The following is a 23,849-nucleotide window of genomic DNA, read 5'->3' on the forward strand; positions in this document are numbered from 1 at the left end:
GCGTCCACTCCTGGACGGCGGGCACCGGCGCCCCGCTACTCTCCGTGAGGCGCCGGTGCGGCACGTCGCCCTCGCGTCTCGTGCGGTCAGCCGCCGGACGCGCGGGCTTGGAGAAGGTCCGCCACGTCGGCGACGGCCGTCTCGACGCGTCCGTAGACGCGGGGGTTGAGCAATGTCGTCCCGTCGAAGTCTCCTGAAGACGCGAATATCGCGACCGGTATGGTCAACGCCTGGAAGAAGCCGAACAAAGGGCGCAACGCGTGTTCCAGGACGAGCGCGTGATGGTCGCCCCCTCCCGTCGCGGCGAGCAGGACGGGTTTGTTAGCGAGCGCGTACTGGTCGACCAGGTCGAAGAAATGCTTGAACATTCCCGGATAGGAACCGCGGAACACCGGCGCCGCCGCGACCAGCAGATCGGCCCCCTCGGCGAGCCGCAGCGCGTCCTCGACCTCGGGCGTGACGTCGTCGCGTTCGATCGCGCCGGTGAATCCCGCGCCGAGACCGTACACGTCGACCCTGGACGTCTCGACCGGCAGCGCCTTCTCCAAGGTGTCGAGGACGACGTCGACGAGCCCCATCGTCTTGGACGGACGGCTCGGGCTCCCGTTGACCACGACGACCCGCAACGCCGTCATGCCGCCCTCGCCTCAAGCGCGGCGACCTCGCGCCGCACGACCGGCGCCACCTCCGTGCCGAGCCGCTCGATCGCGTCCAGGTGCTCCTTCTGCGGCATGCCGCCGAAACCCATCTGAATGATGGCCCGCCTCACCCCGTACAGGGCGTGATATCCGAGCAGTTTGTCGATGATCTCCTGCGGGCTGCCCACCAGCAGCCCGGCCCTCGGCGACGACTGCGCGTCGAAGGCGGCCCGGGGGATCAGCATCCCTTTTCCGCGCTGATGGTTGTTATCCGCCATTCCCTTGGCGAAATAGGGATACATGACGTCCCGCGCTTCCTGGCTGGTGCGTCCGACATATCCGTGCACGTTGATGCTGACCGGCAGCGCGTCCGCGTCGTGCCCCGCCTCCTCGGCGGCCGCCCGGTAGAGGTCCACGGTCTGCTCGTGGGAGGACATCGGCCCCAGCAGCAGCGCGAGCGCCATCGGCAGCCCGAGCCGTCCGGTGCTGATCGCGGACGCCGGTGACCCGCCCACGCCGACCCAGATCGGGATCGTGGCGCCGTCGGCGCGCGGCGCGATGTCGGCCTCGACCAAGGGGGCGCGGAAGTTCCCGTCCCAGGTCAGCGGGTTGTGATCGCGGATCTTGAGCAGCAGGTCGAGCTTCTCGCGGAACAGGTCGCCGTAGTCGCGCAGGTCGTAGCCGAACAGCGGGAACGACTCGGTGTAGGAGCCGCGGCCCGCGATGATCTCCGCGCGGCCCGCCGACAACAGGTCGATCGTCGCGAACTGCTCCCACACGCGGACGGGGTCCTCCGAGCCGAGCACGGTGACCGAGCTCGTGAGCCGGATGCGCTCCGTCCGCTCGGCCGCCGCCGCGAGCAGGACGGCCGGGGCCGACCCGACGAAGTCGCCGCGATGGTGCTCCCCGACGCCGAACACGTCCAACCCCACCTCGTCCGCGACCCCCGCCTGCTCGATCGTCTCCCGGACGCGCCGCCGCGGCGACGGCGCCGCCCCGGTGATCGGATCCTCCGTGACCTCGCCGAACGTCATGATGCCGAGCTCGAACGTCATCTCCGGTCCCTCCCTCGGTGCGGGCCGGGGGTCCGTCCCGCCTGACCACAACAACTTGTCTGCGCAGGCAAATATTCCGGCTTGGTCGTGGCGCGGACATCTGGATACGGTGCGGTCATGGCGACGGACGGTCTGAGCGACCTTGAGCAGGACGCTTGGCGCGGATTCCTGCTGACCCACGACCGGCTCTGGCGCGCGCTGGAGGCGGAACTCGCCCAGCTGAACGTCAGCATGGCCGAGTACAGCGTGCTCGCCCTGCTCTACGAGGCCGGGCCCGAGGGCATGCGCATGTCGGACCTGGCCCAGCGCCGCCTGATGTCCACCGGCGGGTTCACCCGCCTCGCCGACCGCCTCCAGAACCGCGGCCTGATCGAGCGCCGCCGCTCGGCCGTCGACGGGCGCGGCTTCGACGCGACGCTGACCGGCAGCGGGCGCGCCCTGATCCGCCGCGCCCGCCGCCGCCACCACAGCGACCTGCGCGCGCTCTTCTTCAGCCGCCTGGACGACGACCACCTGCGCTGCCTCGCCGAGATCTGGACCCGCCTGGACCCGGACGTCTTCTCCTAGATCCGGACGTCCTCTCCTAACCCTTGGCGAAGGCGTCGATCGCGGCGATGTCGTCCGCCGTGAGGGTGAAACCGTCCAGGTCGAAGTTGGCGGCGATGTGCTCGCGGCGCGACGACCTGGGCAGGATCACGATGTCGTGCTCCAGATGCCAGCGCAGGATCACCTGGGCCGGGCTGGCGCCGTGCCGCTGCGCGATCTCGGTGAGCACGGGATCGCGCAGGTCGGTGTTGTTCAGACCGCTGTAGCCCTCGACGACGACGTCCCGCCGCCGGTGCTCCTCCAGCAGGCCCGGATCGTGCCGCGCCGGGCTCCACGAGATCTGGTTGACGGCCGGACGCCGCCCGGTGGCCTCGGTCACCAGGTCGATCTGCTCCGGACTGTAGTTGCTCACCCCGACATTGCGGGCCAGCCCGGCGTCCTTCGCCGACAGCAGCTCCTCCCAGGTCGGGACGAGATCGTCCGGGCCGGTCGCCCAGTGGATCAGCCAGAGGTCCACATAGTCGGTGTCGAGCAGCCGGAGGCTGGACTCCAGCGTGCGCCGGGCGTGCCGCGCGTCCCGCGGCTGTAGCTTGGTGGTGACGAAGACCTGCTCCCGGTCGACGTCGCTGTCCTTGACGGCCCTGCCGACGTCCGCCTCGTTCCGGTACAGCGTCGCGGTGTCGATATGCCGGTAGCCGATCTCAAGTGCCGCGCGTACCGCGTCGTAGGCCGTCGTGGGCCGTAGCTGCCAGGTCCCGAAGCCGATCAGCGGCAGCGCGGTCCCGTCGGGCAGGTTCACAGTCCGAGTCATGCTCCGCATTCTGCCCGGACGAGTCGGCGCGGAACCGGTGCGAAGTGACCTGGCTCAGAGGCCGAGTTCCCTGGTCACCCGGTCGGTCAGCTCGTCCTCGCCCATCGCGGTATCGACCTCGATGGCGGGCAGCCCGAGTTCCTTGCTCTCCTCGAAGAGCCGGTCGGTGAACATTCGGTCGCGTTCGAGCAGGTTGCGCCGAGCCCTTTCGGGGTCGCTCGTCCTACGCGGAATGTCCCAGCCCCTGCCGTCGAACGCGGCCCAGCGGAATTCGGGCGTCGGCAGCAGCCAGACCGCGTTTCCTTCGCCTGCCAGAAGCGGCTGGACGAGGCGGGGCAGCAACCGGAAACCCTCGACGATCACGCCTTCGCCCTTCGGCAGCCGCAGCAGATCCTCAACGATCAGACCGAAGCCCTCACCCCGAAACCAGTGGAAGGTGGCCAGCATCGTCTCCGGAGACCGGTGCACCCACCGCTCGTCCATTCCCATGGACGCGAACTGGCTCAGAAAAGGCGCGTCCTCCGGCGAAAGGCGGGCGGCATGATCCGGCATCACGTCGTCGGTCGAATAGAGGCGCATTCCATGCCGGGCGGCGAGGCGCCGGGCAATGGTCGTCTTGCCCGCGCCGCTGCCGCCGCCGATCCAGTAAACGTTCCGCATGGGCATAAGAGTAGGCGGTGCCTTACCGAATGGAGGCCGCGCCGACCCAGCGGTGATAGGAATCCAGGTCGACGTTGCTGCCGCACACGATCGTGACGATATGACGTCCGGCGAAACGCTCGCGGTCCTCCAGGATCGCCGCGATCCCGAGCGCCGCCGACGGCTCGACGACGAGGCCCGCGTGGTCGAGCAGCAGCCGCATCCCCGCGGTGATCGACTCCTCCCGGACCAGGACGGCGTCGTCGGCGACCAGGAGCAGATCGTCCAGCACGACCTTGATGGGCCGCCGCCCGGCCACGCCGTCGGCGATGGTGTCGGTCGAGTCGGTGGTGACGACGCTCCGCCGGTGCCACGACCGCGTCATCGCGGGCGCCCCCTGCGGCTGGACGCAGATCACCTCGACCCCGGGCGCGAGCGCCTTCAGCACGTGCCCCACGCCCGTGGCCATCGCCCCGCCGCCGAGCGCGACCAGGACGGCGTCGATCGGCTGCGCCGCGTCCACCAGCTCCAGGCCGATGGTCGCCGCGCCCTCGCAGGTCTCGATGTCCTCGCTGTCCTCAAGGAGCCGGATCCCGTCGCCGCGCGCGATGGCCACGGCCCGTTCCCTCGCCATGTCGAAGTCGCCGTCCACGAGCTCCAGCCCGGCGCCCAGCGCGCGGATCCGGTCGAGCTTGGCGGCGGGTGCGAATCTCGACGCCACGACCGTGACGTTCAGCCCCCGTCCGCGTCCCGACCAGGCGAGGGCCAGCCCGAGATTGCCCGCGCTGGCGCACACCACGTCATGCGAACCCTTGTCGACGAGCTGGCTCGCGACCAGCTCCGTCCCGCGCGCCTTGAAGCTGCGGACGGGATTGGCCGTCTCCAGCTTCACGCTGACCGCGCACCCCAGCTCGGGCTCCAGCCCCTCGCACCGGTACTGCGGAGTATCGAGGAAAAGAGGGTCGATGACCCGGCGCGCCGCCCGGATCCGTCCAGTATCAAGCCGCGTTTCTAGCACGACACAACACCCTAACCTCACCGTACAGCCTTATCCGCCTGAGGTTCGGCGACCGGCGGCGTCCCGCGTGCCTTCTGGTTATGCTGACCATGGGAATGGCCAATTCAAATCGAAGGGATCATCGCCATGGGTAAGCATGAGAATCCCGCGAACTGCGGCATGTGCGGCGGAAATGGAAAGGTCGTGGTGAACAACGACAGCAAGGAGGAGAAGATCGACTGCCCTATCTGCAACGGCTCGGGCAAGGCGTGAGCATCGACGCGGCCTTCGGCGCGGTACCGCGCGCGGCGTTCGTCCCCGACCTGGTCTGGGTCCGCGGCGGCGACGGGTGGGCCGTTCCGCTGCGCCGCCAGGACGACCCGGAACGCTGGCGCGCCCTGGTGGAATCCGACGACGCGGTGACGACCCAGATGGACGACGGGGCCACCGGCAGGGGGATGTGGCCCACCAGTTCATGCTCGGCACCGTCCGTCGTCCGGGAAATGCTCGAATTGCTCGACCTCGAACCTGGACACCGCGTAATGGAGATCGGCACCGGCACGGGCTGGAACGCCGCGCTGCTCGCGCGGATCACCGGGCCCGAGAACGTGACCACGATCGAGATCGACCCGGCGCTGGCGGCCCGGGCCCGGCTGAACCTGTCCGGCGCCGGCTGCCCCGTCCGGGTGATCACCGGGGACGGCGAGGCCGGGCACCCGGCGGGCGGCCCGTACGACCGGGTGATCGCCACCGCCGCCGTCGCGGAACTGCCGCACGCGTGGGTGCGGCAGACCCGGCCGGGCGGGCTCCTGCTGGTCCCGTGGGCCCCGACCTTCCACCCGGACGGCCCGCTCGCCCTGCTCACCGCGCACACCGAAGGGCACGCCGAAGGCCGGTTCGTGGCCCCGTCCTGGTTCATGCCGCTACGCGGCCAACGGATCTCCCAGCCCGACCGGAACGCCTACAAGTCCCGCTGGACGCAGGCCGGCGAACCCGCCTGCGACCGTTTCGGAATCACCGTGACCTCCGAGGGCCAAACAATCTGGCTCGACACCCCCGCCAACCCGATCACCCCCTGAAGCGGGCGCCTTTCACACGAGCGGGTTATCCGGAGAGTCCAACCAGACGCGTTGCCCTTCTGAGGTGACGGTGAGGCCGTACCGCGACACCTTAGGCTCCCCGGTGGCCTTCCAATGCTCCTCTGCCTCTCGGGTGCTTTGAGCGTCGACGTGTTGCGCGCGCAGCGGCATGAACGGTGACGGGGCGACGCAGCGCCCCCGCGCCGTGCCGTCCTCCCGCACCTCGAGCACCACGAGTGGCCACTCCGGGTGGACCGTCGGCGCCAGCGGAACGATGATCAGCCCGCCCGGCCGGGTCTGCCGCACCCACGTGTACGGGACGGTATGCGCGGACGCCGTGGCGACGATCCGGTCATAGGGCGCCCCGGGCGGGTGGCCGGACTCCCCGTCCGCCGTGACCACCTCCACCGGGCGGCCGACGGCCTTCAGTGCGGCCCGGGCCGAAGCCGCCGCGACCGGGTCGATCTCCACGCTGACGACGTTCTCCGCGCCGACGAGGTGGGCGAGCACGGCGGCGTTGTAGCCGGTACCGGTGCCGATCTCCAGGACGCGCATGCCGGGTTCCACGTCCATCGCCTCGATCAGGCGGGCCATGACGAACGGGGCGCTGCTGGAACCGGTGGAGATCATTCCCTTGCCCGTCGCCGGGTCGGCGTCCCCCGGGGGCAGGGCGGGATCGGGGGCGACCTGCGTTACGACGGGAGCGTCCGCCGCCACCAGTTCATGCCACCGCTCCGGATCGTCGGTGCGGCGCAGCGGCACCAGCCACCCTGCGGCATCGCGCACGAAGACCAGTTCAGGAATGAACGGTTCCCTGGGAACCGCCGCTACGGCATCGTAGGCGTTCACTGCTTACCTGATCCATTGCACAGGATGCAGGGTTGCCACACCTTGTTACCGTCGTCAGATCCCCACTTTCCGCCCTTGCCGCTACAGGCGGAGCAATCTACTACCTTCTTGTGCTTTCCCATGCCCCTGCCTCCTCCGTTTCTCGCTCAGTATCGCGCCTCCGAGGGATTGGGGGGTGGGGTGGCCCGTTTTGGTGGGCCACCCCGGGGTTTCTTCTCAGGTAGGGCTTACTTCCGGTAGCAGAGGTAGATGTACTTGCCTCCGGCGCCCTTGTTGAGGTCGGTGTCGATCTTGGTGTAGCCGTCCGGGGCGTCCTGGTCCTTGGCGAGGAGGAAGTAGATGTCGCTGACCGCTTCCTCGGAGCCGTCGGTCTCGAAGGCGAGGTAGAGATAGGCGCCGCCGGCGCCCTTGTTGAGATCGGTGGGGTCCTTGTGCCAGCCGGGCGGGGGAGATTGGTCCTGACCTTCCAGGATGGTGATGTTGGTGACTGCCACGCGCTGTCTCCTCTGGCGGATCGAGGGGATCTGAGCGGTACCGCTCGCTACACCGTTACCGCTACCCCGCGGTATTGATCGATTACCGGCAATGCCGGTCTTTTTGGTATTTGTGTCTTTTGGCATTCGGGGGCGGGGCTTAAGGGCTTTCCGTTTGGGATTCTGGACGGGTGGTCGCGTGAGCCCGGAGAGTGCGTGCTGGCGGTATGGCGGGGAAGGGCGGTTCCGGTCAGGGCGCCGAAAAGGCGTGGCGTGGGTGGAAAATCGCTGGCGTGGGCCGCGGAGCGTCGTTAGGGTCGCGCGGTGATCTACGAGCATCCATTGGCCTACCTGCTCGGCATCGAGGGTGTCGCGCTGCTGCGGGCGTTCACGGGGGAGGGCGACCGGCGGTTCGTCGAGGAGCGGATCGCCGAGGTGCGGCGCCTGCTGGACGACGAGGCGCTGGCCGGTCTCGGCACCGAAGTCCGGCGGGTCGACACCGTCGAGGGGTACGGCGTGTGGGCCGGGACCTATGACGATCCCGGCAACGCGGCGTTCGGCATCGACCGGCCCGTCGTGGACGAGATCCTCGACGGGCTCGCGCCGGGGGTCGCGCTGGACGCGGCGTGCGGCACCGGCCGGTACGCGCGCGAGCTGGCCGGACGCGGGCACCGGGTCATCGGCGTCGACAGCTCACCGGACATGCTCGACCGCGCCCGGGCGAGCGTGCCGGAGGCGGAGTTCCGGCTCGGTGGGCTCCACCGGCTGCCGGTGGACGAGGTGGACGAGGTGGACGTGATCGTGTGCGCGCTCGCGCTGACCCACGTCGCCGACCTCGGGCCCGTGATGGCGGAGTTCGCGAGGGTGCTGCGGCCCGGCGGGCACCTGGTGATCTCCGACGTCCACCCCGAGGCCGTCGCGCGGGGGTCGGTGCCGTCGCTGCGCGGGGCCGACGGGCGTCCCGCGCGGGTCGCGACCCACCGCCATCTGGTCGGGGACTACCTGCGGGCGGCCCTGGCGGCGGGCCTGCGTTTGCGGCGGTGCGAGGAGCCCCGGCTGCCGATGACCTCCCACGAGGCGACCGATGAGGCGGGGCCGTGGGAACTGTGGCCGTGGAGCCTGGCGCGCATGGTCCCCGAGGCGGCGCGGGCGGCGAACGCCGGGGTCCCCGCGATGGTCGTCTGGCATTTCCAGGCGTGACGCGTCACGGCTCCGGGCGGCAGCGCTTCGCGTCGACGAAGCCGTTCCAGGAGAAGGCCGTCCGGCAGCGGTGCATTCCGGTGGCCCCGCTGATGACCTTGATCACCACGTCGACGCCCTTGACGTCGCAAATTTGGGCGGCGAGGTCGTAGTAGCCGTTCTCTCCGGGGGTGGTTCTGCCGAAGAAGCAGGTGTAGTAGTCGTCCGCGTGGGCGGCCGGGGTGGACGGCGCGGACGAGAGCAGGCCCGCGAGCACGGTGGCGGCGACGGCGAGGCTGGTGAGGCGCACGGTGATCCTTTCGCGGATCCGGTTTTTCCTCCCCTCAAATTAGGCAGTGGAAGCCGCCGCCACAATGGGGGCCGGGATCGGGCTCGGCCTTCAGGGGAGTTCGTTCGCGCGGATCGGTTCCAGCCTCGGGCGTTTCGCGATGCGTCCGTCCGCCGATGAGCGGCCGCGTAGTCGCCTCACTATCCACGGGCCGAGAAAAGTCGCGGCCCAGGTGAATTCGGCGCGGGCGCGTTGCCATTGCGGCATCGGCGGTAGGGGCGGAAGGGGGGCCGTCCAAGACGCGTCGCCATCCGTAAGTTCGAGGGCCTCGGCGACCGCCGCCGCGATGCGCGCGTGGCCGAGGGGACTGGCGTGGATGCGGTCGCTGCTCCACAACCGGGGATCGGTCGTGACGGCGTGGGGAAAGGTGTCGACCAGTACCGCGTCGTGGCGGCGTGCGGCCGCGCGGATTCGGGCGTTGAAGTCCAGGAGTTTCGGGCGAAGGTGCCGGACCAGCGGGGCTATCTTTCCGACGTCGGGAAAGGTGAAGGCGACGACCCGGGCCCCGGACGCGGCGAATTCCGCGTACATCGCCTCCAGGTCGGCGGCGACGGCGCGGGCGTCGAACCCCGGTCTGATCAGGTCGTTCACTCCCGCCATGACCGTCACCAGGTCGGGCTTCAGCGCGCGGGCGGCGCTCGCCTGCTCGGCCCGGATCCGCGGGGTGAGGTGGCCGCGGACGGCGAGGTTCGCGTAGCGGAACTCCGGTTCGCGCGCGGCCAGGGATTCGGCCAGCCGGTCGGCCCAGCCGCGGTAGCCGGTCCGCTCGTCGCCGTCGTTCAGTCCCTCGGTCTGGCTGTCGCCGATCGCCACGTACCGCAGGTAGCGCACTGGTCCGCCTCCACGATGGAGCCCGTCCGAAAGCCGTCCTGACCCGCACGATACCCGTAAACGATCATGATTGGGGTCGAGAGTGAAACCGGGCCTGAAACCGGGGTGAAAGGGCGCTGAAGGGCGGCCGCCGCAGGGTTCGGGGCATGGAGAACTCAGCGGAGCAGACGGCGATACACGCGACCGGGCTGCGGAAGGCGTTCGGCGACAAGGTCGTCCTCGACGGGCTCGACCTGGACGTGCGGCGCGGGACGATCTTCTCGCTGCTCGGCCCCAACGGCGCGGGGAAGACGACCACGGTCCAGATCCTGTCCACGCTCATCAGCGCGGACGGCGGGGACGTGCGGGTCGCGGGCCGCGACCTCGCCCGCGACCCCGAGGGCGTGCGGCGGGCGATCGGCGTGACCGGGCAGTACTCGGCGGTGGACGGGCTGCTGACCGGCCGGGAGAACCTGATCATGATGGCGGACCTGCACCGGCTCGGCCGGGCGGCCGGTCGGCGCGCCGCCGACGAGCTGCTGGAGCGGTTCGACCTCGTCGAGGCGGGCCGGAAGCCCGCCCAGACCTACTCGGGCGGGATGCGCCGCAAGCTCGACCTCGCGATGACGCTGATCGGCGACCCGCGGATCATCTTCCTGGACGAGCCGACGACGGGCCTCGACCCGCGCAGCCGCCGCACGATGTGGGAGATCATCCGCGAGCTGGTCAGGGGCGGTGTGACGGTCTTCCTGACCACGCAGTACCTGGACGAGGCCGACCAGCTCGCCGACCGCGTCGCGGTGCTGGACGGCGGCCGCCTGGTCGCCGAGGGGACGCCCGACGAGCTGAAGCGGCTGGTGCCCGGCGGCCATGTGCGCCTGCGGTTCGCCGACCTCGCGGCGCTGGACGCGGCGGCGCGCACGCTCGGCGTCCAGACGCGCGACGACGAGGCGCTGTCGTTGCAGGTGCCGAGCGACGGCGGCGTGCGGGCGCTGCGGGACCTGCTCGGCCGGCTGGACGCGCAGTCGATCGAGGTCGACGAGCTGTCGGTGCACACCCCTGACCTGGACGACGTCTTCCTCGCCCTGACCGGGCGGCACGAGAACGAGGTGGCCTCGGCATGAACACTTTTCACGACTCGGCGACGATGCTGCGCCGCAACCTGCGGCACGCGCTCCGCTACCCGTCGCTGACGGCCGCGACGCTCGCCACGCCGATCCTGATGCTGCTGCTGTTCGTCGGCGTGTTCGGCAACGCGCTCGGGACGGGCGTCGGCGGGACGTCCAGGGGCGACTACATCGGATATGTCGCCCCCGGGATCATTCTGATGGCGGTGGCGTCGGGCTGCATGGTCACGTCGGTGTCGGTGTGCGTCGACATGACCGAGGGCATCGTCGCGCGGTTCCGGACGATGCCGATCGCCCGTTCGGCGCTGCTGACCGGGCATGTCGTCGGCAGCATGATCCAGACGCTGCTCAGCACGGCCGCGGTGGTCCTGGTCGCGGTGGCGATGGGGTTCCGGACGAACGGGAACCTCCTGGACTGGCTGGGCGCGGCCGGCCTGCTGACGATGCTGACGTTCGCGCTGACCTGGCTCGCGGTCGTGATGGGGCTGGTCGCGAAGAACCCGGAGGGCGCCAGCAACACGCCGCTGATGGTCCAGTTCCTGCCGTTCCTCGGCAGCGCGATCGTCCCGCCGGAGTCGATGCCCGCCGGGGTGCGGTGGTTCGCCGAGTACCAGCCGTTCACGCCGGTCATCGAGACGCTTCGCGGGCTGCTGATGGGCACCCCCGTCGGCAACGACGCGTGGATCTCGGTGGCCTGGTGCGTGGGGATCGCGATCGTCAGCTACGTCGGGGCCAAGCGCCTGTTCAACCGCTCCCAGTGAGCCCGCGTTCGCTGAGGACGGCCAGCGCGGCGGACCGCAGACCCTGACGGTCGAGGCCGGCGTACTCCGACACCGCGTCGGCGTACGCCGGCCCGTCGGCGTCCCGCGCGGCGCGGTGGGCCAGCGTCGCGGACATGGTGGGCTGGAAGTTGCGGATGAAGCGCAGCCGCTCCGCCAGCGCGATCATCCGGGCGGCCCGGGCGGGTTCGTCGCCGCGTGCCAGGTCGGTCATCGCGAGCGCCAGCAGACCGGCGCCGCAGACCGGCAGGTCCATGTAGAAGGACGGGATCTGCTCCTCGGGGAGGGTGAGCAGGATGGTCAGCTTGCCGGGCAGCCCGTCGGCGATGTCCTCGACCAGGGCGAGCTCGCCGTGCCGGGCGTGCGCCACGACCGCCGCGCTGTGGGTCTCCAGCGTGAACGGGTCGAGGTCGAGGTCCTCCGAGGCGAGCGGGCGTTCGACGTCGTTCAGCTGCTCGGCGGCCTGCCGCCACAGGGCGAGGCCGGTGGCCGTGTCGCCGCGCGCGAGGGCGATCTCGGCGCGGGCGGTGAGGTAGAAGGGGGGCGTGCCGGACGCGTCGTCCGTCTCGTGCAGGAACGAGATCTCCAGCCAGTGTTCGGCCCCGTCCAGGTCGCCGAGCTGGAGGCTGATGATCGCGAGGGCCCAGCGGAGGCCGATGACGTCGGCCCACGCCTCGTGCCCCTCCAGGACGTCCAGCGCCACCCGCATGTGGCGTTGCGCGCGGGCGCTCTGGTTGACCTGCATGTACAGCTCGCCGAGGCGGGAGTGGGAGGCCATCCGCAGCCACGGAGCCTCCTGGTCGTCGAGGGCCTCGACCATCCGCTCGGTGGCGGCGATCGCGCGGTCCAGGTCGCCGTGGCTCTCGTGGATGTAGCCCGCGACGGCGTTCGCGGCCCCCGCCAGCAGCGGCTCGCCGCTCGCGCACATCTCCGCCAGCGCCGCGCCGTCCCGGGCGAGGAGCTCCGGCAGCGACCGGACGACGGTGGAGATCGCGCTTCCGACGGTCGTGGGCGGGACGGGCGGGAGGCGGCGCAGCGCGACGAGCGCGCGGGTCGGGCGCGGCCCCTCCAGGACGAGGCCGGTCATCGCGCACAGCGTCAGCGCCGACCGGGCGACCTCGACGTGCTCGGGCCCGGGACGGAACCGCGACAGCACCCCGGCGGTGTCGGCGGCGAGCGCGCCGAGCCGGATGAACGCGGACTCGACCGTCCACAGGCAGCCGAGGACGGCGGTCACGGCGGCGACGGCGGGACCGTCCCGGCGGTCGACGGCGTGGTGCAGGGCGAGCTGGAGGTTGTCCTGCTCGGCGCGGACGAGTTCCCCGGTCGTGAACGGCTCGGCGCCGAACAGCGCGGCGTGGTGCGCGGCGCCGAACTCGCGGGCCCACGCGACGAGCCCGTCCACCGCCCGCGCCTCCTCGTCGGCGCCGGCGAGCTGGGCCGCGCTGAACTCGCGGACGGTCTCCAGCATCCAGAACCGGACGCCCGCGCCGGTGTCGGACACCTTGAGCAGCGACTGGTCGGCGAGGTCTTCGAGGATCGCCAGCACGTCGCCGTCGACGAGGTGGCGCGCCGCGTCCACCGTGAACCCGCCCGGGAGGATCGACAGCGCCCGCATGGCGGCCCGCCCGGACGGCGCGAGCAGCGCCCAGCTCCAGTCGACGACGGCGTGGATCGTCCGGTGCCGGGACGGCGCGTCGCGGGCGCCGCCGCGCAGCAGCGCGAACCGGTCGCCGAGGCCGCGCGCGATCTCCGGGACCGACATCACCCGGACCCGCGCCGCCGCCAGCTCGACCGCGAGCGGCAGCCCGTCCAGGTGGCGGCAGATGTCCGCGACGACGTCGCCGGGCAGGTCGGCGCGCGGCCGCGCCGCCCGCGCCCGCTGGACGAACAGCTCGGCGGCCGTCGCGAGGTCCAGTTCGGGCAGCGGGTACACCGACTCCGACGACAGCCCGAGCGGCGCGCGGCTCGTGGTCAGCACCCGCACGTCCCGCGTCATCGACACCAGCGCGCCGACCAGGTCGGCCGCCCCGCCGACGACGTGCTCGCAGTTGTCCAGGACGAGCAGTGTCGGTCCCGGCCCGAGTATTTCCGCGATTCCCGAGACCGGGCTGTTCCGGGGGGTGTGGGGGGTCGTCCCCCCACCGGGGCCCGGGCCGGTGTGGCCGGGGCCGCGGCCGGGGGTCAGGCGGGTGTCGCCGACGCCGAGCACGAACGCGACCTCGGCGGCGACGTCCTCGTCCCGCGCGACCCCGGCGAGCGGGACGAAGTGCACCGAGCGCTGTTCCGCGCCGCGCGCGACCGCGTTCGCGAGCCGTGTCTTGCCGAGCCCGCCAGGCCCGACGATCGAGGTGACCCGCGACGCGCGCACGAGGTCGCGGACGGCGGCGAGGTCGCCCTCCCGGCCGAGCAGCGGGTTCGGCTCGTGCGCGACGCCGCGCCGCACGGTGGGCGCCTCGTCCCGCAGCAGGTCCTGGTGGACGGCCCGCAGCGCGGCGCCCGGGTCGGTGCCGAGATCCTCGCGCAGCGTCCGCCGGTACTCCTCGTACCGGGCCAGCGCCGCCGCCGGGCCCGCCGTCGCGGCCTCGCAGCGCAGCAGCTCGCCCAGGATCTCCTCGTCCTTCGGGTACTCGCGGGCCAGGACGGTGAGCGCGTCGGCCGCCTCGGCGCGCCGGCCGAGCCGTGCCAGCGCCAGGCCGCGGGCGCGCAGCAGCGTCCAGTACGTCGGGACCCGCGCGGCGCGCAGCGCGGACACCGGGTCGTCGCCCGCCTCGCCCTCGGGGCGGTGGGCCTCCCAGTGCGCGAGGCCCGCGTCGGCGTGCGCGAGCGCGGCGGCGTGGTCGCCGTCCCGCGCGGATCGGGCCGCGGCGGACGCGGCGAGCAGCACGGCGGACGCGTCCACCGCGTCCTCGGCGAGCGAGAGCCGGTAGCCGGACGGCGTGCTCGCGATGACGTCCGCGCCGAGCTGCGACCGCGCCCGCGACACCACGACCTGGAGCGCCTTCGCCGGGTTCTCCGGCCGTTCGTCCGGCCACAGCCCCTCGGCCAGCCGGGACGCGGCGACGCCCGCGCGCGGTTCGGCGGCCAGCAGCGCGAGCAGGTCCCGCACGCGCGGGCTCGTGATCTCCCGCCCCCGGCACGCGACCCGCGTGAGCAGCGCCAGCTCGACGGCCATCAGCCGCTGCGGTAGTGCTTGCGCAGCGCGATCCCCGCCGCGACCCCGCCCGCCAGGGCACCTGCCCCGGCGGCGGCGGGCAGCGCGACCATCGTCACCTTGCGGCCGGTACGGAAGTCGTGGATCGGCCAGCCGTTCGCCCTGGCGTGCTCGCGCAGCTCGGCGTCGGGGTTGACCGCGTGCGGATGCCCGACGGCGGTGAGCATCGGCAGGTCGTTGGCCGAGTCGCTGTAGGCGGCGCAGCGCGCGAGGTCGAGGCCCTCGCGCTGGGCGAGCGCGCGGACCGCCTCGGCCTTCGCGGGCCCGTGCAGCAGGTTCCCGACGAGCCGTCCGGTGTAGACGCCGTCACGGGTCTCGGCGACGGTGCCGAGCGCGCCGGTCAGCCCGAGCCGGTGCGCGATCGTCCGGGCGACCTCGACGGGCGTCGCGGTGACCAGCCAGACCTGCTGGCCCGCGTCGAGGTGCTGGAGCGCGAGCGTGCGGGTGCCGTGCCAGATCCGGTCGGCCATCACCTCGTCGTAGATCTCCTCGCTCAGCTGGACGATCCCGGCGACGTGCTGCCCCGCGACGAAAGCGAGCGCGGCCTCCTTCGCGCTGCCGATGTGCTCGGAGTTCTCCGTGCCGCGCAGCCGGAACGCTGCCTGGCCCCAGGCGAACGTGGCGAGGTCGCGCAGCGTGAACAGCCGGCGGGCGGCGAGGCCGCGCGCGAAGTAGTAGATCGACGCGCCGCGCATCATCGTGTTGTCCACGTCGAAGAACGCGGCGGCGGCCGGATCCGGCGCGGGCGGCGGTGCCGCCGCGGCGGCCGCCGCCGCGGCCGCCTCGCCGGCGCTCACGGGGTCCTCGTCCTTGCCGCGCTGCCAGAACAGCCCACGCCGCCAGAATTGCCGCATGGGCCCGAGCCTAGTCAAACGGGCCCGGACGCGACGTCTGATCTCCTCCCGGTCGACCTGCCCTTTTATGCCATGGCTTGTCTGACGGTGTACTCGACGGGCTTACTCGACGGCTTCGGTGTGGTTGTCCTTGCGGTGGTCTTCGCCGTGCCCACCGGCGGCGGCCATCAGCCGCTCGCGCAGGTCGGCGCGGAACCGGGGGTCGGGACCGTCCCCGCTCGTCCGCAGCCGCGCCAGCGCGCCACCCTTCTCGACGATCTTGCCTCGCCTGGTTCTCACCGGCCGCTCCCTTGCGGATCCAGGCGCGAAAGCGCTCTCCTGCCCGCGAGAACGACCCTGGGGCGGGCCGGGTTACGGGCAATCCGTCACCGGACCGTCCGTCCGACGGGGTCGGACGGGCCGTCCGGCGGTGCCCGGGCCGCCCCGGTGTGTCACGTTCCGGCAGGTCACGCGACGCCGCGCCGACATGCGCCACCCCGGAACATCACACGGGTCGATACGGCCCGATAACACCGGTTAATAGCGTAGATCGTCCGGCAGCATCCGGGCCAGCGAGCGGACGGCCCGGTATTGCAGCGCCTTGATCGCGCCCGGCTTCTTGTCCATCACGAGCGCGGTCTCGGCGACCGACAGCCCGTGCAGGAACCGCAGCACCACGCACTCCTGCTGCTCCGAGCCGAGGCGGCGGACGGCGGCGAGCAGCGTCCGGTTCGTCATCGCCTCGATCACGGCGCGCTCGGGCCCCTCCTGCGGGAGGTCCGGCTCCACCTGCTCGGCCGTGCAGACCTCCAGCCGGTACCGGCCGGACTTGAAGTGGTCGGTGACGAGGTTCCGCGCGATCGTGACGAGCCACGCGCCGAAGTCCTTGCCCTGCCAGCGGAAGTCGGGCATCCGGCGGAGCGCGCGCAGGAACGTCTCGCTCGTCAGATCCTCGGTTAGGGAATGGGCGCCGACGCGGTAGTAGACGTACCGGTAGACGAGTTCGACATAGTGGTCGTAGAGGGAGCCGAACGCCTCGGCGTCGCCGTCCCTCGCCCGCAGCACCAGCGCCTTGAGCATCGCGGCCCGGTCGGCGCCCGGCTCGGCCGCCCGCGGGGTGGGCCGGCGAAGCGGGACGACCCGGGTATCGAGGGTCAAGCTGCTCATGCAGTTCTCCTCGGGGCGTACGCGACCTCCGGCGTGATCTGCCACTCTAGATACCGAAAGGTACGGCGGGCAATGGCCTGCGGTTTTGGGGCCCCGAACCGGACCCGCCCGGGGCCCGGGAGGGCAGGCTCCGCACCGGGGGTTTCCCAGGGTTTCGGACGCCGGACCGGAAAGCGGTTACCCGTCACGCCCCCGTATCGGGCACCATGGGGCGCGATGGTCGACGCTCTGCTCGCGCTGCTGGCGACCCTTGGTGCCTTAGTGGCCACCGGGTTGCTGATCACGCGCGCCTACAAGGACCGGCTGCTCTACCTGATCAGCTGGTCCATCACCCAGGTCGGGCTGACGCTCGCGCTGCTGGCGATGGGCATCGGCTTCCTGGCCGGGTTCAACGGGCCGCTGTTCCGCGTCGCCGAACTCGGCGCCGCGATGATCGGGCCGGTCTGGCTCGCGCTCGGCATCATCGAGTTGATCGCGCGGTACGTGCAGGTGCGGTTCGCCGCGTGGCTGTTCGCGGTGTCCTACACGCTCGTCGCGCTCGTGATCCTCATGGTCGACCCGCTGAAGGGGTCGCTGAGCAAGAGCCTGCCGAAGCCGGGCGACACCTACGACGCGCTGCCGCTGCTGCTCATCGACGGCGCGCACGTGGTCGCGGTGATCGCGCTCGTCGGCTGCACCGGCGTCACCGCCTGGCTCGCGAGCAAGCAGGACCGCGAGGCCGGGGAGCTGCTGATCCCGGTCGCGCTGCTCGCGCTCGCCGGGGTGCTGGTGGTCAGCGGCAGCCGCGGGCTGCTGCCCGCCCCGATCGCGATCATCGCCCTGGGCGCCGCCGCCGGGCTGGTCTGGTACGGCGCGATGCGCATCGCGCCCGGCTACGAGGGCGACGAGCGCTACGACGACGACTACGCCCAGCAGTACCGGGACGAGCCCGCCACCGGCTACGAGCAGCAGGGGTACGAGGATCAGGGTTTCGAGCAGCAGGGTTTCGAGCAGCCGGGCCTGGCCGCGCCCCAGCCGCGGCACGAGCTGGCCGCCGCGCCGACCCCGCCTCCCGTGCCCCAGCCGGGGCAGCCGCCCGCGACCAAGCGCGGCGAGCTGCGCTTCCCCGAGCAGGCCCCGGCCGACGAGCTGCGCTTCCCCGACGCGCCGGGCCTGCTGGACGACCCGTCCGCCGACCCGGCCGGGCCGACCTCCATCGACGGCCTCCGCGGCCCCGTGCCCCGGCCCGCCCCGCCGGGCGGGTTCGGCGGCGCCGACCTGCCGGGCGGCTGCGGGCAGATCACCGTCTACACCCTCCTGGAGGGACGCGAGGACGCCTTCGACCGCCTCGCCGCCAACCTCGTCCAGGCCGCGCGGGCGGCCGAGCCCGACACCGTGATCTTCGCCTCGCACGAGGTGGTGGGCGCGCCCACGCAGCGGATCTTCTACCAGGTCTTCCGGGACGAGGCGGCCTTCGCCGCGCACCGGCGCCAGCCGCACCTCCAGCGGTTCCTCGCCGAGTCCCGCACGCACGTGCTGGCGACGAACGTGATCGAGCTGCGGCTCGGCGCCGCCAAGCTCCCGCTGCCCGCCGCGCCCGAGTTCCCCGGGAGGTGACGGTGGAGCCCAACACTGTGGAGCCCCACACGGCGGAAGCCATCACGATCACGCTGCTCGGCAAGCCGGGCTGCCACCTGTGCGACGACGCCCGCGCGGTGATCGAGCGCGTCGCGGGCGAGCTGGAGGTGCCCTGGGAGGAGCGCGACATCACCCGCTCCGAGGAGGACACCCGGCTCTACTGGGAGCAGATCCCGGTCACGCTGATCAACGGCGTCCAGCACGACTTCTGGCGGGTGGACGAGAACCGCCTCCGCGCCGCGATCGCGAAACTCCGCGCCGCCCGCTGACCCGCGTCCCGCCACGCGCGTCCCCGAGGTGCCCGACATCTCCTGAGATCGAGGACGGTCGGCTGTCTGGTCGGTCACATCCGGCGGAGCCGGGGCGGGCGCCGCGTCCGCCGGAACGGTCCGCCGGCCCCTGCTGGACGGGGCATTCCGCGCGCCGCGCCTGGCCAGCGATGATCGCGCTAGCAGGGGGGCACTTTGTGCGCGTATTCACAAAGGCTTAACCTGGTCGGTAGCCCCGGGGGGTCAGGCCGCGGCCGTGCGGCCCGGCCAGGCGAGCCGGGGTGAGGGGTGCACCGGCCCCGCCTCAGCGTCGAGCCCCGAAGAAGCAGGCCGTGACTCAGAACCGTCAGCGCGACCGCGGCATCCCCGAAGCCACCGTGGCGCGCCTCCCCGTTTACCTGCGGGCCCTGACCGGGCTCCAGGAGCGCGAGGTGGCGACCGTCTCGTCGGAGGAGCTGGCCGCCGCCGCCGGCGTGAACTCCGCCAAGCTCCGCAAGGACCTGTCCCACCTCGGCTCGTACGGGACGCGCGGCGTCGGCTACGAGGTCGAGTACCTCGTCTACCAGATCTCCCGCGAGCTCGGCCTGACCCAGGACTGGGTCGTCGCCATCATCGGCGTCGGCAACCTCGGCCGCGCGCTGGCCGGATACGGCGGGTTCGCGTCCCGCGGCTTCCGGGTGGCGGGCCTGCTCGACGCCGACGAGGCCATCGTCGGCCAGGAGATCTCCGGCATGACCGTGGCGCATATCGACCGGCTGGAGGACATGATCGCCGAGCACGGCGTGTCCATCGCCGTGATCGCGACGCCGGCGGGCGCCGCGCAGGTCGTCTGCGACCGGGTGGTGGCGGCCGGCGTCACGAGTGTCCTGAACTTCGCGCCTGTCGTACTCTCCGTACCAGAAGGTGTGGATGTGCGTAAGGTCGACTTGTCCATCGAATTGCAGATCCTCGCTTTCCACGAGCAGCGCAAGGCCGGAGGCCCAGGGGACTATGAACCCGGGGCGGGCGGCGGTGACGCGCCTCCCGGCCCCACGCAGTACGTGGAGGCGGTAGAGGCGTGACGGCAGATGCGCGGCGTCGGCGGCGTTGATGTCGGCAAGGGCTTGACGATGCTCGACGGTGCTCGACGGTGGGGAGAGGCGTGATGGCGGGAGAGACGGTATGAGCGTGTTGGTCGTGGGGCTCAGTCACCGCAGCGCCCCGGTGGCCGTGCTCGAACGCACGGCGGTGACCGGGGACGATCTGGCCAAGCTGCTGACCTCCGTGCACGGCGCCGCGAACGTCGCCGAGGCCGCCATCGTCTCGACCTGCAACCGGGTCGAGGTGTACGCGGTGGTCGACAAGTTCCACGGCGGCGTCTCGGCGATCTCCGAGCTGCTCGCCCTGCACTCGGGCGTCCCGCTGGAGGATCTGACCCGGTACCTGTACGTCCACTACGAGGAGCGGGCCGTCCAGCACGTGTTCGCGGTGGCGTGCGGGCTGGAGTCGATGGTCGTCGGCGAGGGGCAGATCCTCGGCCAGATGCGGCAGGCGTTCCGGCTCGCGCAGGAGCACCGGACGCTCGGCCGCGACCTGCACGACGTCCTCCAGCAGGCGCTGCGGGTGGGCAAGCGCGCCCACCACGAGACCGGGATCGACAAGGCCGGGGCGTCGCTGGTCAGCGTGGGCCTGGAGGTCGCCGAGCGGCACCTCGGCCCGCTGCCCGGCGTGCGCGCGCTGGTCGTTGGCGCCGGGTCGATGAGCTCGCTCGCCGCCGCGACGCTGAGCCGCGCCGGAGCCCGCGAGATCGTCGTCGCGAACCGCACGCACGCGCGCGCGGTGCGGCTGGCGGAGTCGCTGGAGGTCCCCGCCCGCGCCATCGAGCTCGCCGACCTGGACGAGGCGATCACCGACGCCGACCTCGTCGTGTCCTGCACCGGCGCGGCCGGGCTCGTGCTCACCGCCGAGCGGCTGCGCGCCCGCGGCGTCGGCGCCGACGGCCGCCGCCGCTTCTTCCTCGACCTCGCGCTCCCGCACGACATCGACCGCGCCGTCCGCGACCTGGCCGGCGCGGCGCTCGCCGGGCTCGACGACCTGCGCACCGCGCAGGAGGCCCGCCGGGCGATCGGGCCCGAGGCGGTCGAGGCCGCCCGCGTGATCGTGCGCGAGGAGGTCGCCGCGTTCCTCGGCGCCGCCCGCGCCGCCGCCGTCGCGCCGACGGTCGTCGCGCTGCGCAGCAAGGCCGCCGAGGTCGTGCGGTCGGAGCTGGCCCGGCTCGGCGGACGGCTGCCCGAGCTGGACGAGCGGGCCCGCAAGGAGATCGACCAGACCGTCCGGCGCGTGGTGGACAAGCTGCTGCACGCGCCGACTGTCCGGGTCAAGGAGCTGGCGGCGGCGCCGGGCGGCGACTCCTACGCCGTCGCGCTCCGCGAGCTGTTCGACCTGGACCCGAAGGCGCCCGAGGCCGTCACGCGCCCGGACCTGCGCGAGGGGGAGCCGCAGTCGGCGCGGGAGTCGGGACGCGCGTCCCGGCAGATCTCCCGCGGGACCGCCCCCTTTCGGAACGGCGCCGCGCGTTCGGCGCCCGCCGCCCCTACGGTGGAATCGGGCATGCGGGAGGAATGCGCGGACGCCGACTGCCTGAGCGGCGGTCCGATCGAGGCGGCCGGTGCGGCGGCTAGCGCGATCGAGGCGATCGAGGGGCCCGGCGGGGTGACCGCCGAGACCGTCACCGCGCAGGCCGCGAGCGTCCGCGCGGTGAGCGGCCGCGACCCGCGCGGCGAGGGAGAGCAGTGAGCAGTCCAGGGGCAGTGAGCAGCACGGGGGACGGCGGGCCGCTGCGGCTCGGCACCCGCAGGAGCCTGCTGGCGATGGCGCAGTCGCAGCAGGTCGCGGACGCCCTGACGCGGCGGACCGGGCATGCGGTCGAGCTGGTCGGGGTAACGACCGAGGGTGATGTCTCCAAGGCGCTGCTGGCGCAGATCGGCGGGACCGGGGTCTTCGTCAACCGGCTGCGCGAGAAGCTGCTGTCCGGTGAGATCGACTTCGCCGTGCACTCGCTGAAGGACCTGCCGACGGGCCCGCCCGACGGGATCGCGCTCGCCGCGACCCCGGTCCGCGAGGACCCGCGGGACGCGCTGTGCGGCCCGGCCAAGCTGTCCGACCTGCCGCGCGGCGCGCGCGTCGGCACCGGTTCGCCGCGCCGCGCCGCGCAGCTGCGCGCGCTGCGTCCCGATCTGGAGGTCGTGCCGATCCGCGGCAACGCCGACACGCGGCTGCGCAAGGTCTCCGACGGCGAGCTCGACGCGGTCGTCCTCGCGTACGCGGGGCTGCGCCGCCTCGGCCGGGTGGAGGGCGTCGCCGAGGTGTTCGACCCCGACCAGATGCTCCCCGCCCCCGGGCAGGGCGCGCTCGCGCTCGAATGCCGCGCCGACCGGGACGACCTGCGCGCCCTGCTCGCGGCGGTCGACGACCCCGCGACCCGGCGCGCCGTCACCGCCGAGCGGACGGTGCTGGCGGTGCTGGAGGCGGGCTGCTCGGCGCCCGTGGGAACATACGCTGCCGAAGAAGAAGAGAACCTGCGCCTGACCGCGACCGTCGTCGCCTACGACGGCGGCCGCCAGGTCAGGCTGTCCGCCAGCGGCCACCCGGAGCGGGCCGAGGAGCTCGGACGCGAACTCGCGCGCCGGCTGCTCGCCCAGGGGGCCGACCAGTTGATGGGGGAGCGCGACATTGAGCCCCGCTAGCCAGAGCCCGGCGACCCAACCCGCGTCCCAGCGGGCCGCCGCGAAGACCACCAGGCCCGTGCCCGCCGGCGGGAGGACGGCCGACCCCGGCACCGTCGCCATCGTCGGCGTCGGCCCCGGCGATCCCGGCCTGCTGACGCTGCGCGCCGCCGCCGAGCTGGAGCGCGCCGACACCGTCGTCGTCAGCCGCGCCCACTGCCCCGCCGAGATCCTCGCGTACTGCCGTCCGGACGCGGAGATCATCGACTCCGCCGAGGGCGACCCGGCCAAGCTCGCCGCGCGCGCCGCGAAGGCGGGGCGGCGGGTCGTCCGGCTGTTCCAGGGCGATCCCGGCCTCGGCTGCGGGCTCGCCGACGAGGGGAGCGCGCTCGCGAAGGCGGGCGTGCCGTTCGAGGTCGTCCCCGGGGTGTCGGCGGTGACCGGCGTCCCCGGCTACGCGGGCATTCCGCTGACCGACGCCAAGCACCGCGAGGTCCGCGTCGTGGACGCCTCGCACGGCGGCGTCGACTGGGAGCGGTTCGCCGACCCGGCCGCGACGCTGGTGATCCTCGGCGCCGAGGACACGCTCGCCGAGACCGTCAAGGGGCTGGTCGCCGCGGGCCGTCCGGCGAGCACCCCCGCCGCGATGACCAGCCTCGGCACCACCACCGAGCAGGAGACCGTCGTCTCGACGCTGAACCGGCTGGTCGCCGACACCAAGGGCATGGAGTCCCCCGCGATGATCATCGTGGGCGACGTGGTCGGCTGGCGCGACAGGCTGTCGTGGTTCGAGACCAAGGCGCTGTTCGGCTGGCGGGTGCTCGTCCCGCGCACCAAGGAGCAGGCGGCGTCGCTGTCGGACCAGCTCCGCGGCTACGGGGCCGTGCCCGACGAGGTCCCGACGATCTCCGTCGAGCCGCCCCGCACGCCCCAGCAGATGGACCGTGCCGTCAAGGGCCTCGTCACCGGGCGCTACGAGTGGGTGGTGTTCACCTCCACCAACGCCGTCAAGGCCGTCCGCGAGAAGTTCGTCGACTACGGCCTGGACGCCCGCGCGTTCGCCGGACTGAAGGTCGCCGCCGTCGGGGAGCAGACCGCCGCCGCGCTGGTCGAGTTCGGCATCCAGCCCGACCTCACCCCGACCGGGCAGCAGTCCAGCGAGGGCCTGGCCGAGGTGTGGCCGCCCTACGACGAGGACCTCGACCCGATCAACCGCGTGCTGCTGCCGCGCGCCGACATCGCCACCGACACGCTCATCGCCCGGCTCACCGAACTCGGCTGGGAGTGTGAGGACGTGACCGCCTACCGCACGGTCCGGGCCGCGCCGCCGCCCGCGCCGATCCGCGAGGCGATCAAGGGCGGCGGGTTCGACGCGGTGCTGTTCACCTCCTCCTCCACGGTGAAGAACCTCATCGGGATCGCCGGCAAGCCGCACAACGTCACGGTCATCGCCGTGATCGGGCCGCAGACCGCGAAGACCGCCGAGGAGTACGGGCTGCGCGTGGACGTCATGGCCGACCGGCCCTCGGTCTCGGCGCTCGCCGAGGCGCTCGCCGAGTACGGGGCGAAGCGGAGGGCGGCCCAGATCGAGGCGGGGGACCCGCTCCGCAAGCCGAGCCAGATGCGCCGGGGAGCCCGCCGCCGCAAGTAGCCGAGCCGCAACCAAGGCCCAGCCGCGAGTAGCCCAGACACGCCGAAGAGCTGGAGAAGGACG

The 23,849-nt window shown here is 72.5% G+C and carries 25 protein-coding genes; 12 read left to right on the forward strand and 13 right to left on the reverse strand.

Going from position 1 to position 23,849, the window contains the following annotated elements; all coding sequences use genetic code 11:
• Positions 1-86: 86 nt before the first annotated feature.
• Together msuE and K2F47_RS11315 are read right to left on the reverse strand one after the other, a co-directional pair.
• A complete protein-coding gene (msuE, locus tag K2F47_RS11310; protein WP_242902831.1) occupies positions 87-635 on the reverse strand; it encodes an FMN reductase in 549 nt (182 codons plus the stop codon).
• On the reverse strand, positions 632-1,693 hold the full coding sequence (locus K2F47_RS11315; RefSeq protein ID WP_242902832.1) for an LLM class flavin-dependent oxidoreductase: 1,062 nt from the start codon (positions 1,691-1,693) through the stop codon (positions 632-634). The genes msuE and K2F47_RS11315 overlap by 4 nt, the downstream gene beginning before the upstream one ends.
• A 117-nt stretch (positions 1,694-1,810) precedes the next feature.
• Here K2F47_RS11315 and K2F47_RS11320 point away from each other — a divergent pair, with 117 nt between their 5' ends.
• Complete coding sequence (locus tag K2F47_RS11320; protein ID WP_242902833.1) at positions 1,811-2,260, forward strand: MarR family winged helix-turn-helix transcriptional regulator; 450 nt, start codon at positions 1,811-1,813, stop codon at positions 2,258-2,260.
• A 16-nt stretch (positions 2,261-2,276) separates the two neighbouring features.
• On the opposite strand, the gene K2F47_RS11325 is transcribed toward K2F47_RS11320, so the two are convergent.
• From K2F47_RS11325 to K2F47_RS11335, 3 genes are read right to left on the reverse strand one after another with little or no spacing between them, the layout of a single operon-like run.
• Complete coding sequence (locus K2F47_RS11325) at positions 2,277-3,050, reverse strand: aldo/keto reductase (RefSeq protein WP_242902834.1); 774 nt, start codon at positions 3,048-3,050, stop codon at positions 2,277-2,279.
• A 54-nt stretch (positions 3,051-3,104) separates the two neighbouring features.
• Entirely contained in the window at positions 3,105-3,716 is a 612-nt protein-coding gene (locus K2F47_RS11330; RefSeq protein ID WP_242902835.1) for a hypothetical protein, read from the reverse strand.
• Between the two features lie 16 nt (positions 3,717-3,732).
• Complete coding sequence (locus K2F47_RS11335; RefSeq protein ID WP_242902836.1) at positions 3,733-4,707, reverse strand: threonine ammonia-lyase; 975 nt, start codon at positions 4,705-4,707, stop codon at positions 3,733-3,735.
• Between the two features lie 126 nt (positions 4,708-4,833).
• On the opposite strand from K2F47_RS11335, the gene K2F47_RS40605 reads away from it, so the two are divergent.
• Both K2F47_RS40605 and K2F47_RS11340 read left to right on the forward strand, forming a co-directional pair.
• On the forward strand, positions 4,834-4,959 hold the full coding sequence (locus tag K2F47_RS40605; protein ID WP_272496877.1) for a hypothetical protein: 126 nt from the start codon (positions 4,834-4,836) through the stop codon (positions 4,957-4,959).
• Entirely contained in the window at positions 4,956-5,765 is an 810-nt protein-coding gene (locus tag K2F47_RS11340; protein ID WP_242902837.1) for a methyltransferase domain-containing protein, read from the forward strand. Before K2F47_RS40605 ends, K2F47_RS11340 begins: the two co-directional genes overlap by 4 nt.
• A 12-nt stretch (positions 5,766-5,777) precedes the next feature.
• Here K2F47_RS11340 and K2F47_RS11345 read toward each other — a convergent pair whose 3' ends face one another.
• Together K2F47_RS11345 and K2F47_RS11350 are read right to left on the reverse strand one after the other, a co-directional pair.
• A complete protein-coding gene (locus K2F47_RS11345; RefSeq protein ID WP_242902838.1) occupies positions 5,778-6,551 on the reverse strand; it encodes a methyltransferase domain-containing protein in 774 nt (257 codons plus the stop codon).
• Positions 6,552-6,841: 290 nt separating this feature from the next.
• Entirely contained in the window at positions 6,842-7,108 is a 267-nt protein-coding gene (locus K2F47_RS11350) for a hypothetical protein (RefSeq protein WP_242902839.1), read from the reverse strand.
• Between the two features lie 303 nt (positions 7,109-7,411).
• On the opposite strand from K2F47_RS11350, the gene K2F47_RS11355 reads away from it, so the two are divergent.
• Positions 7,412-8,287, forward strand: coding sequence for a class I SAM-dependent methyltransferase (locus K2F47_RS11355; protein WP_242902840.1), 876 nt, complete (start codon positions 7,412-7,414; stop codon positions 8,285-8,287).
• A gap of 4 nt (positions 8,288-8,291) precedes the next feature.
• On the opposite strand, the gene K2F47_RS11360 is transcribed toward K2F47_RS11355, so the two are convergent.
• Together K2F47_RS11360 and K2F47_RS11365 are read right to left on the reverse strand one after the other, a co-directional pair.
• Complete coding sequence (locus K2F47_RS11360; protein WP_242902841.1) at positions 8,292-8,576, reverse strand: hypothetical protein; 285 nt, start codon at positions 8,574-8,576, stop codon at positions 8,292-8,294.
• Positions 8,577-8,666: 90 nt separating this feature from the next.
• Complete coding sequence (locus tag K2F47_RS11365) at positions 8,667-9,446, reverse strand: SGNH/GDSL hydrolase family protein (RefSeq protein ID WP_242902842.1); 780 nt, start codon at positions 9,444-9,446, stop codon at positions 8,667-8,669.
• A gap of 146 nt (positions 9,447-9,592) precedes the next feature.
• On the opposite strand from K2F47_RS11365, the gene K2F47_RS11370 reads away from it, so the two are divergent.
• The gene (locus K2F47_RS11370; protein ID WP_242902843.1) at positions 9,593-10,549 is read left to right on the forward strand and encodes an ATP-binding cassette domain-containing protein; all 957 of its coding nucleotides are present in this window, start codon (positions 9,593-9,595) and stop codon (positions 10,547-10,549) included.
• Positions 10,546-11,313 carry an ABC transporter permease gene (locus tag K2F47_RS11375; RefSeq protein WP_242902844.1) on the forward strand — a complete coding sequence of 256 codons (768 nt, stop codon included), beginning with the start codon at positions 10,546-10,548 and terminating at the stop codon, positions 11,311-11,313. The genes K2F47_RS11370 and K2F47_RS11375 overlap by 4 nt, the downstream gene beginning before the upstream one ends.
• Here the strand turns inward: K2F47_RS11375 and K2F47_RS11380 are convergent.
• The 4 genes from K2F47_RS11380 to K2F47_RS11395 all read right to left on the reverse strand — a co-directional run bounded on the left by K2F47_RS11380 (position 11,297) and on the right by K2F47_RS11395 (position 16,545).
• A complete protein-coding gene (locus tag K2F47_RS11380) occupies positions 11,297-14,506 on the reverse strand; it encodes an AfsR/SARP family transcriptional regulator (protein ID WP_242902845.1) in 3,210 nt (1,069 codons plus the stop codon). The two genes, K2F47_RS11375 and K2F47_RS11380, sit on opposite strands and share 17 nt — an antisense overlap.
• A complete protein-coding gene (locus tag K2F47_RS11385) occupies positions 14,506-15,399 on the reverse strand; it encodes an HAD family hydrolase (protein ID WP_242902846.1) in 894 nt (297 codons plus the stop codon). The genes K2F47_RS11380 and K2F47_RS11385 overlap by 1 nt, the downstream gene beginning before the upstream one ends.
• 102 nt (positions 15,400-15,501) lie before the next feature.
• Positions 15,502-15,678 carry a hypothetical protein gene (locus K2F47_RS11390; protein WP_242902847.1) on the reverse strand — a complete coding sequence of 59 codons (177 nt, stop codon included), beginning with the start codon at positions 15,676-15,678 and terminating at the stop codon, positions 15,502-15,504.
• Positions 15,679-15,915: 237 nt separating this feature from the next.
• The gene (locus tag K2F47_RS11395) at positions 15,916-16,545 is read right to left on the reverse strand and encodes a sigma-70 family RNA polymerase sigma factor (RefSeq protein ID WP_242902848.1); all 630 of its coding nucleotides are present in this window, start codon (positions 16,543-16,545) and stop codon (positions 15,916-15,918) included.
• Between the two features lie 216 nt (positions 16,546-16,761).
• On the opposite strand from K2F47_RS11395, the gene K2F47_RS11400 reads away from it, so the two are divergent.
• From K2F47_RS11400 to K2F47_RS11425, 6 genes are all read left to right on the forward strand, one after another.
• Positions 16,762-18,141: a putative quinol monooxygenase gene (locus K2F47_RS11400; protein ID WP_242902849.1), complete on the forward strand. Its 1,380-nt coding sequence runs from the start codon at positions 16,762-16,764 to the stop codon at positions 18,139-18,141.
• Between the two features lie 2 nt (positions 18,142-18,143).
• Positions 18,144-18,431, forward strand: coding sequence for a glutaredoxin family protein (locus K2F47_RS11405; protein WP_242902850.1), 288 nt, complete (start codon positions 18,144-18,146; stop codon positions 18,429-18,431).
• A 281-nt stretch (positions 18,432-18,712) separates the two neighbouring features.
• Positions 18,713-19,492 (forward strand): redox-sensing transcriptional repressor Rex, encoded by a 780-nt coding sequence (locus K2F47_RS11410; protein WP_308198398.1) that lies wholly within the window; start codon positions 18,713-18,715, stop codon positions 19,490-19,492.
• A gap of 100 nt (positions 19,493-19,592) precedes the next feature.
• Positions 19,593-21,206, forward strand: a complete 1,614-nt coding sequence (locus tag K2F47_RS11415; RefSeq protein ID WP_308198399.1) for a glutamyl-tRNA reductase — start codon at positions 19,593-19,595, stop codon at positions 21,204-21,206.
• Complete coding sequence (gene hemC, locus K2F47_RS11420; protein ID WP_308198400.1) at positions 21,203-22,156, forward strand: hydroxymethylbilane synthase; 954 nt, start codon at positions 21,203-21,205, stop codon at positions 22,154-22,156. Before K2F47_RS11415 ends, hemC begins: the two co-directional genes overlap by 4 nt.
• A 58-nt stretch (positions 22,157-22,214) precedes the next feature.
• Complete coding sequence (locus tag K2F47_RS11425) at positions 22,215-23,786, forward strand: bifunctional uroporphyrinogen-III C-methyltransferase/uroporphyrinogen-III synthase (protein WP_242905901.1); 1,572 nt, start codon at positions 22,215-22,217, stop codon at positions 23,784-23,786.
• Positions 23,787-23,849: the final 63 nt, after the last annotated feature.

This window comes from Actinomadura terrae (assembly GCF_022751215.1).
GTDB classification, from domain to species: Bacteria; Actinomycetota; Actinomycetes; order Streptosporangiales; family Streptosporangiaceae; genus Spirillospora; species Spirillospora terrae.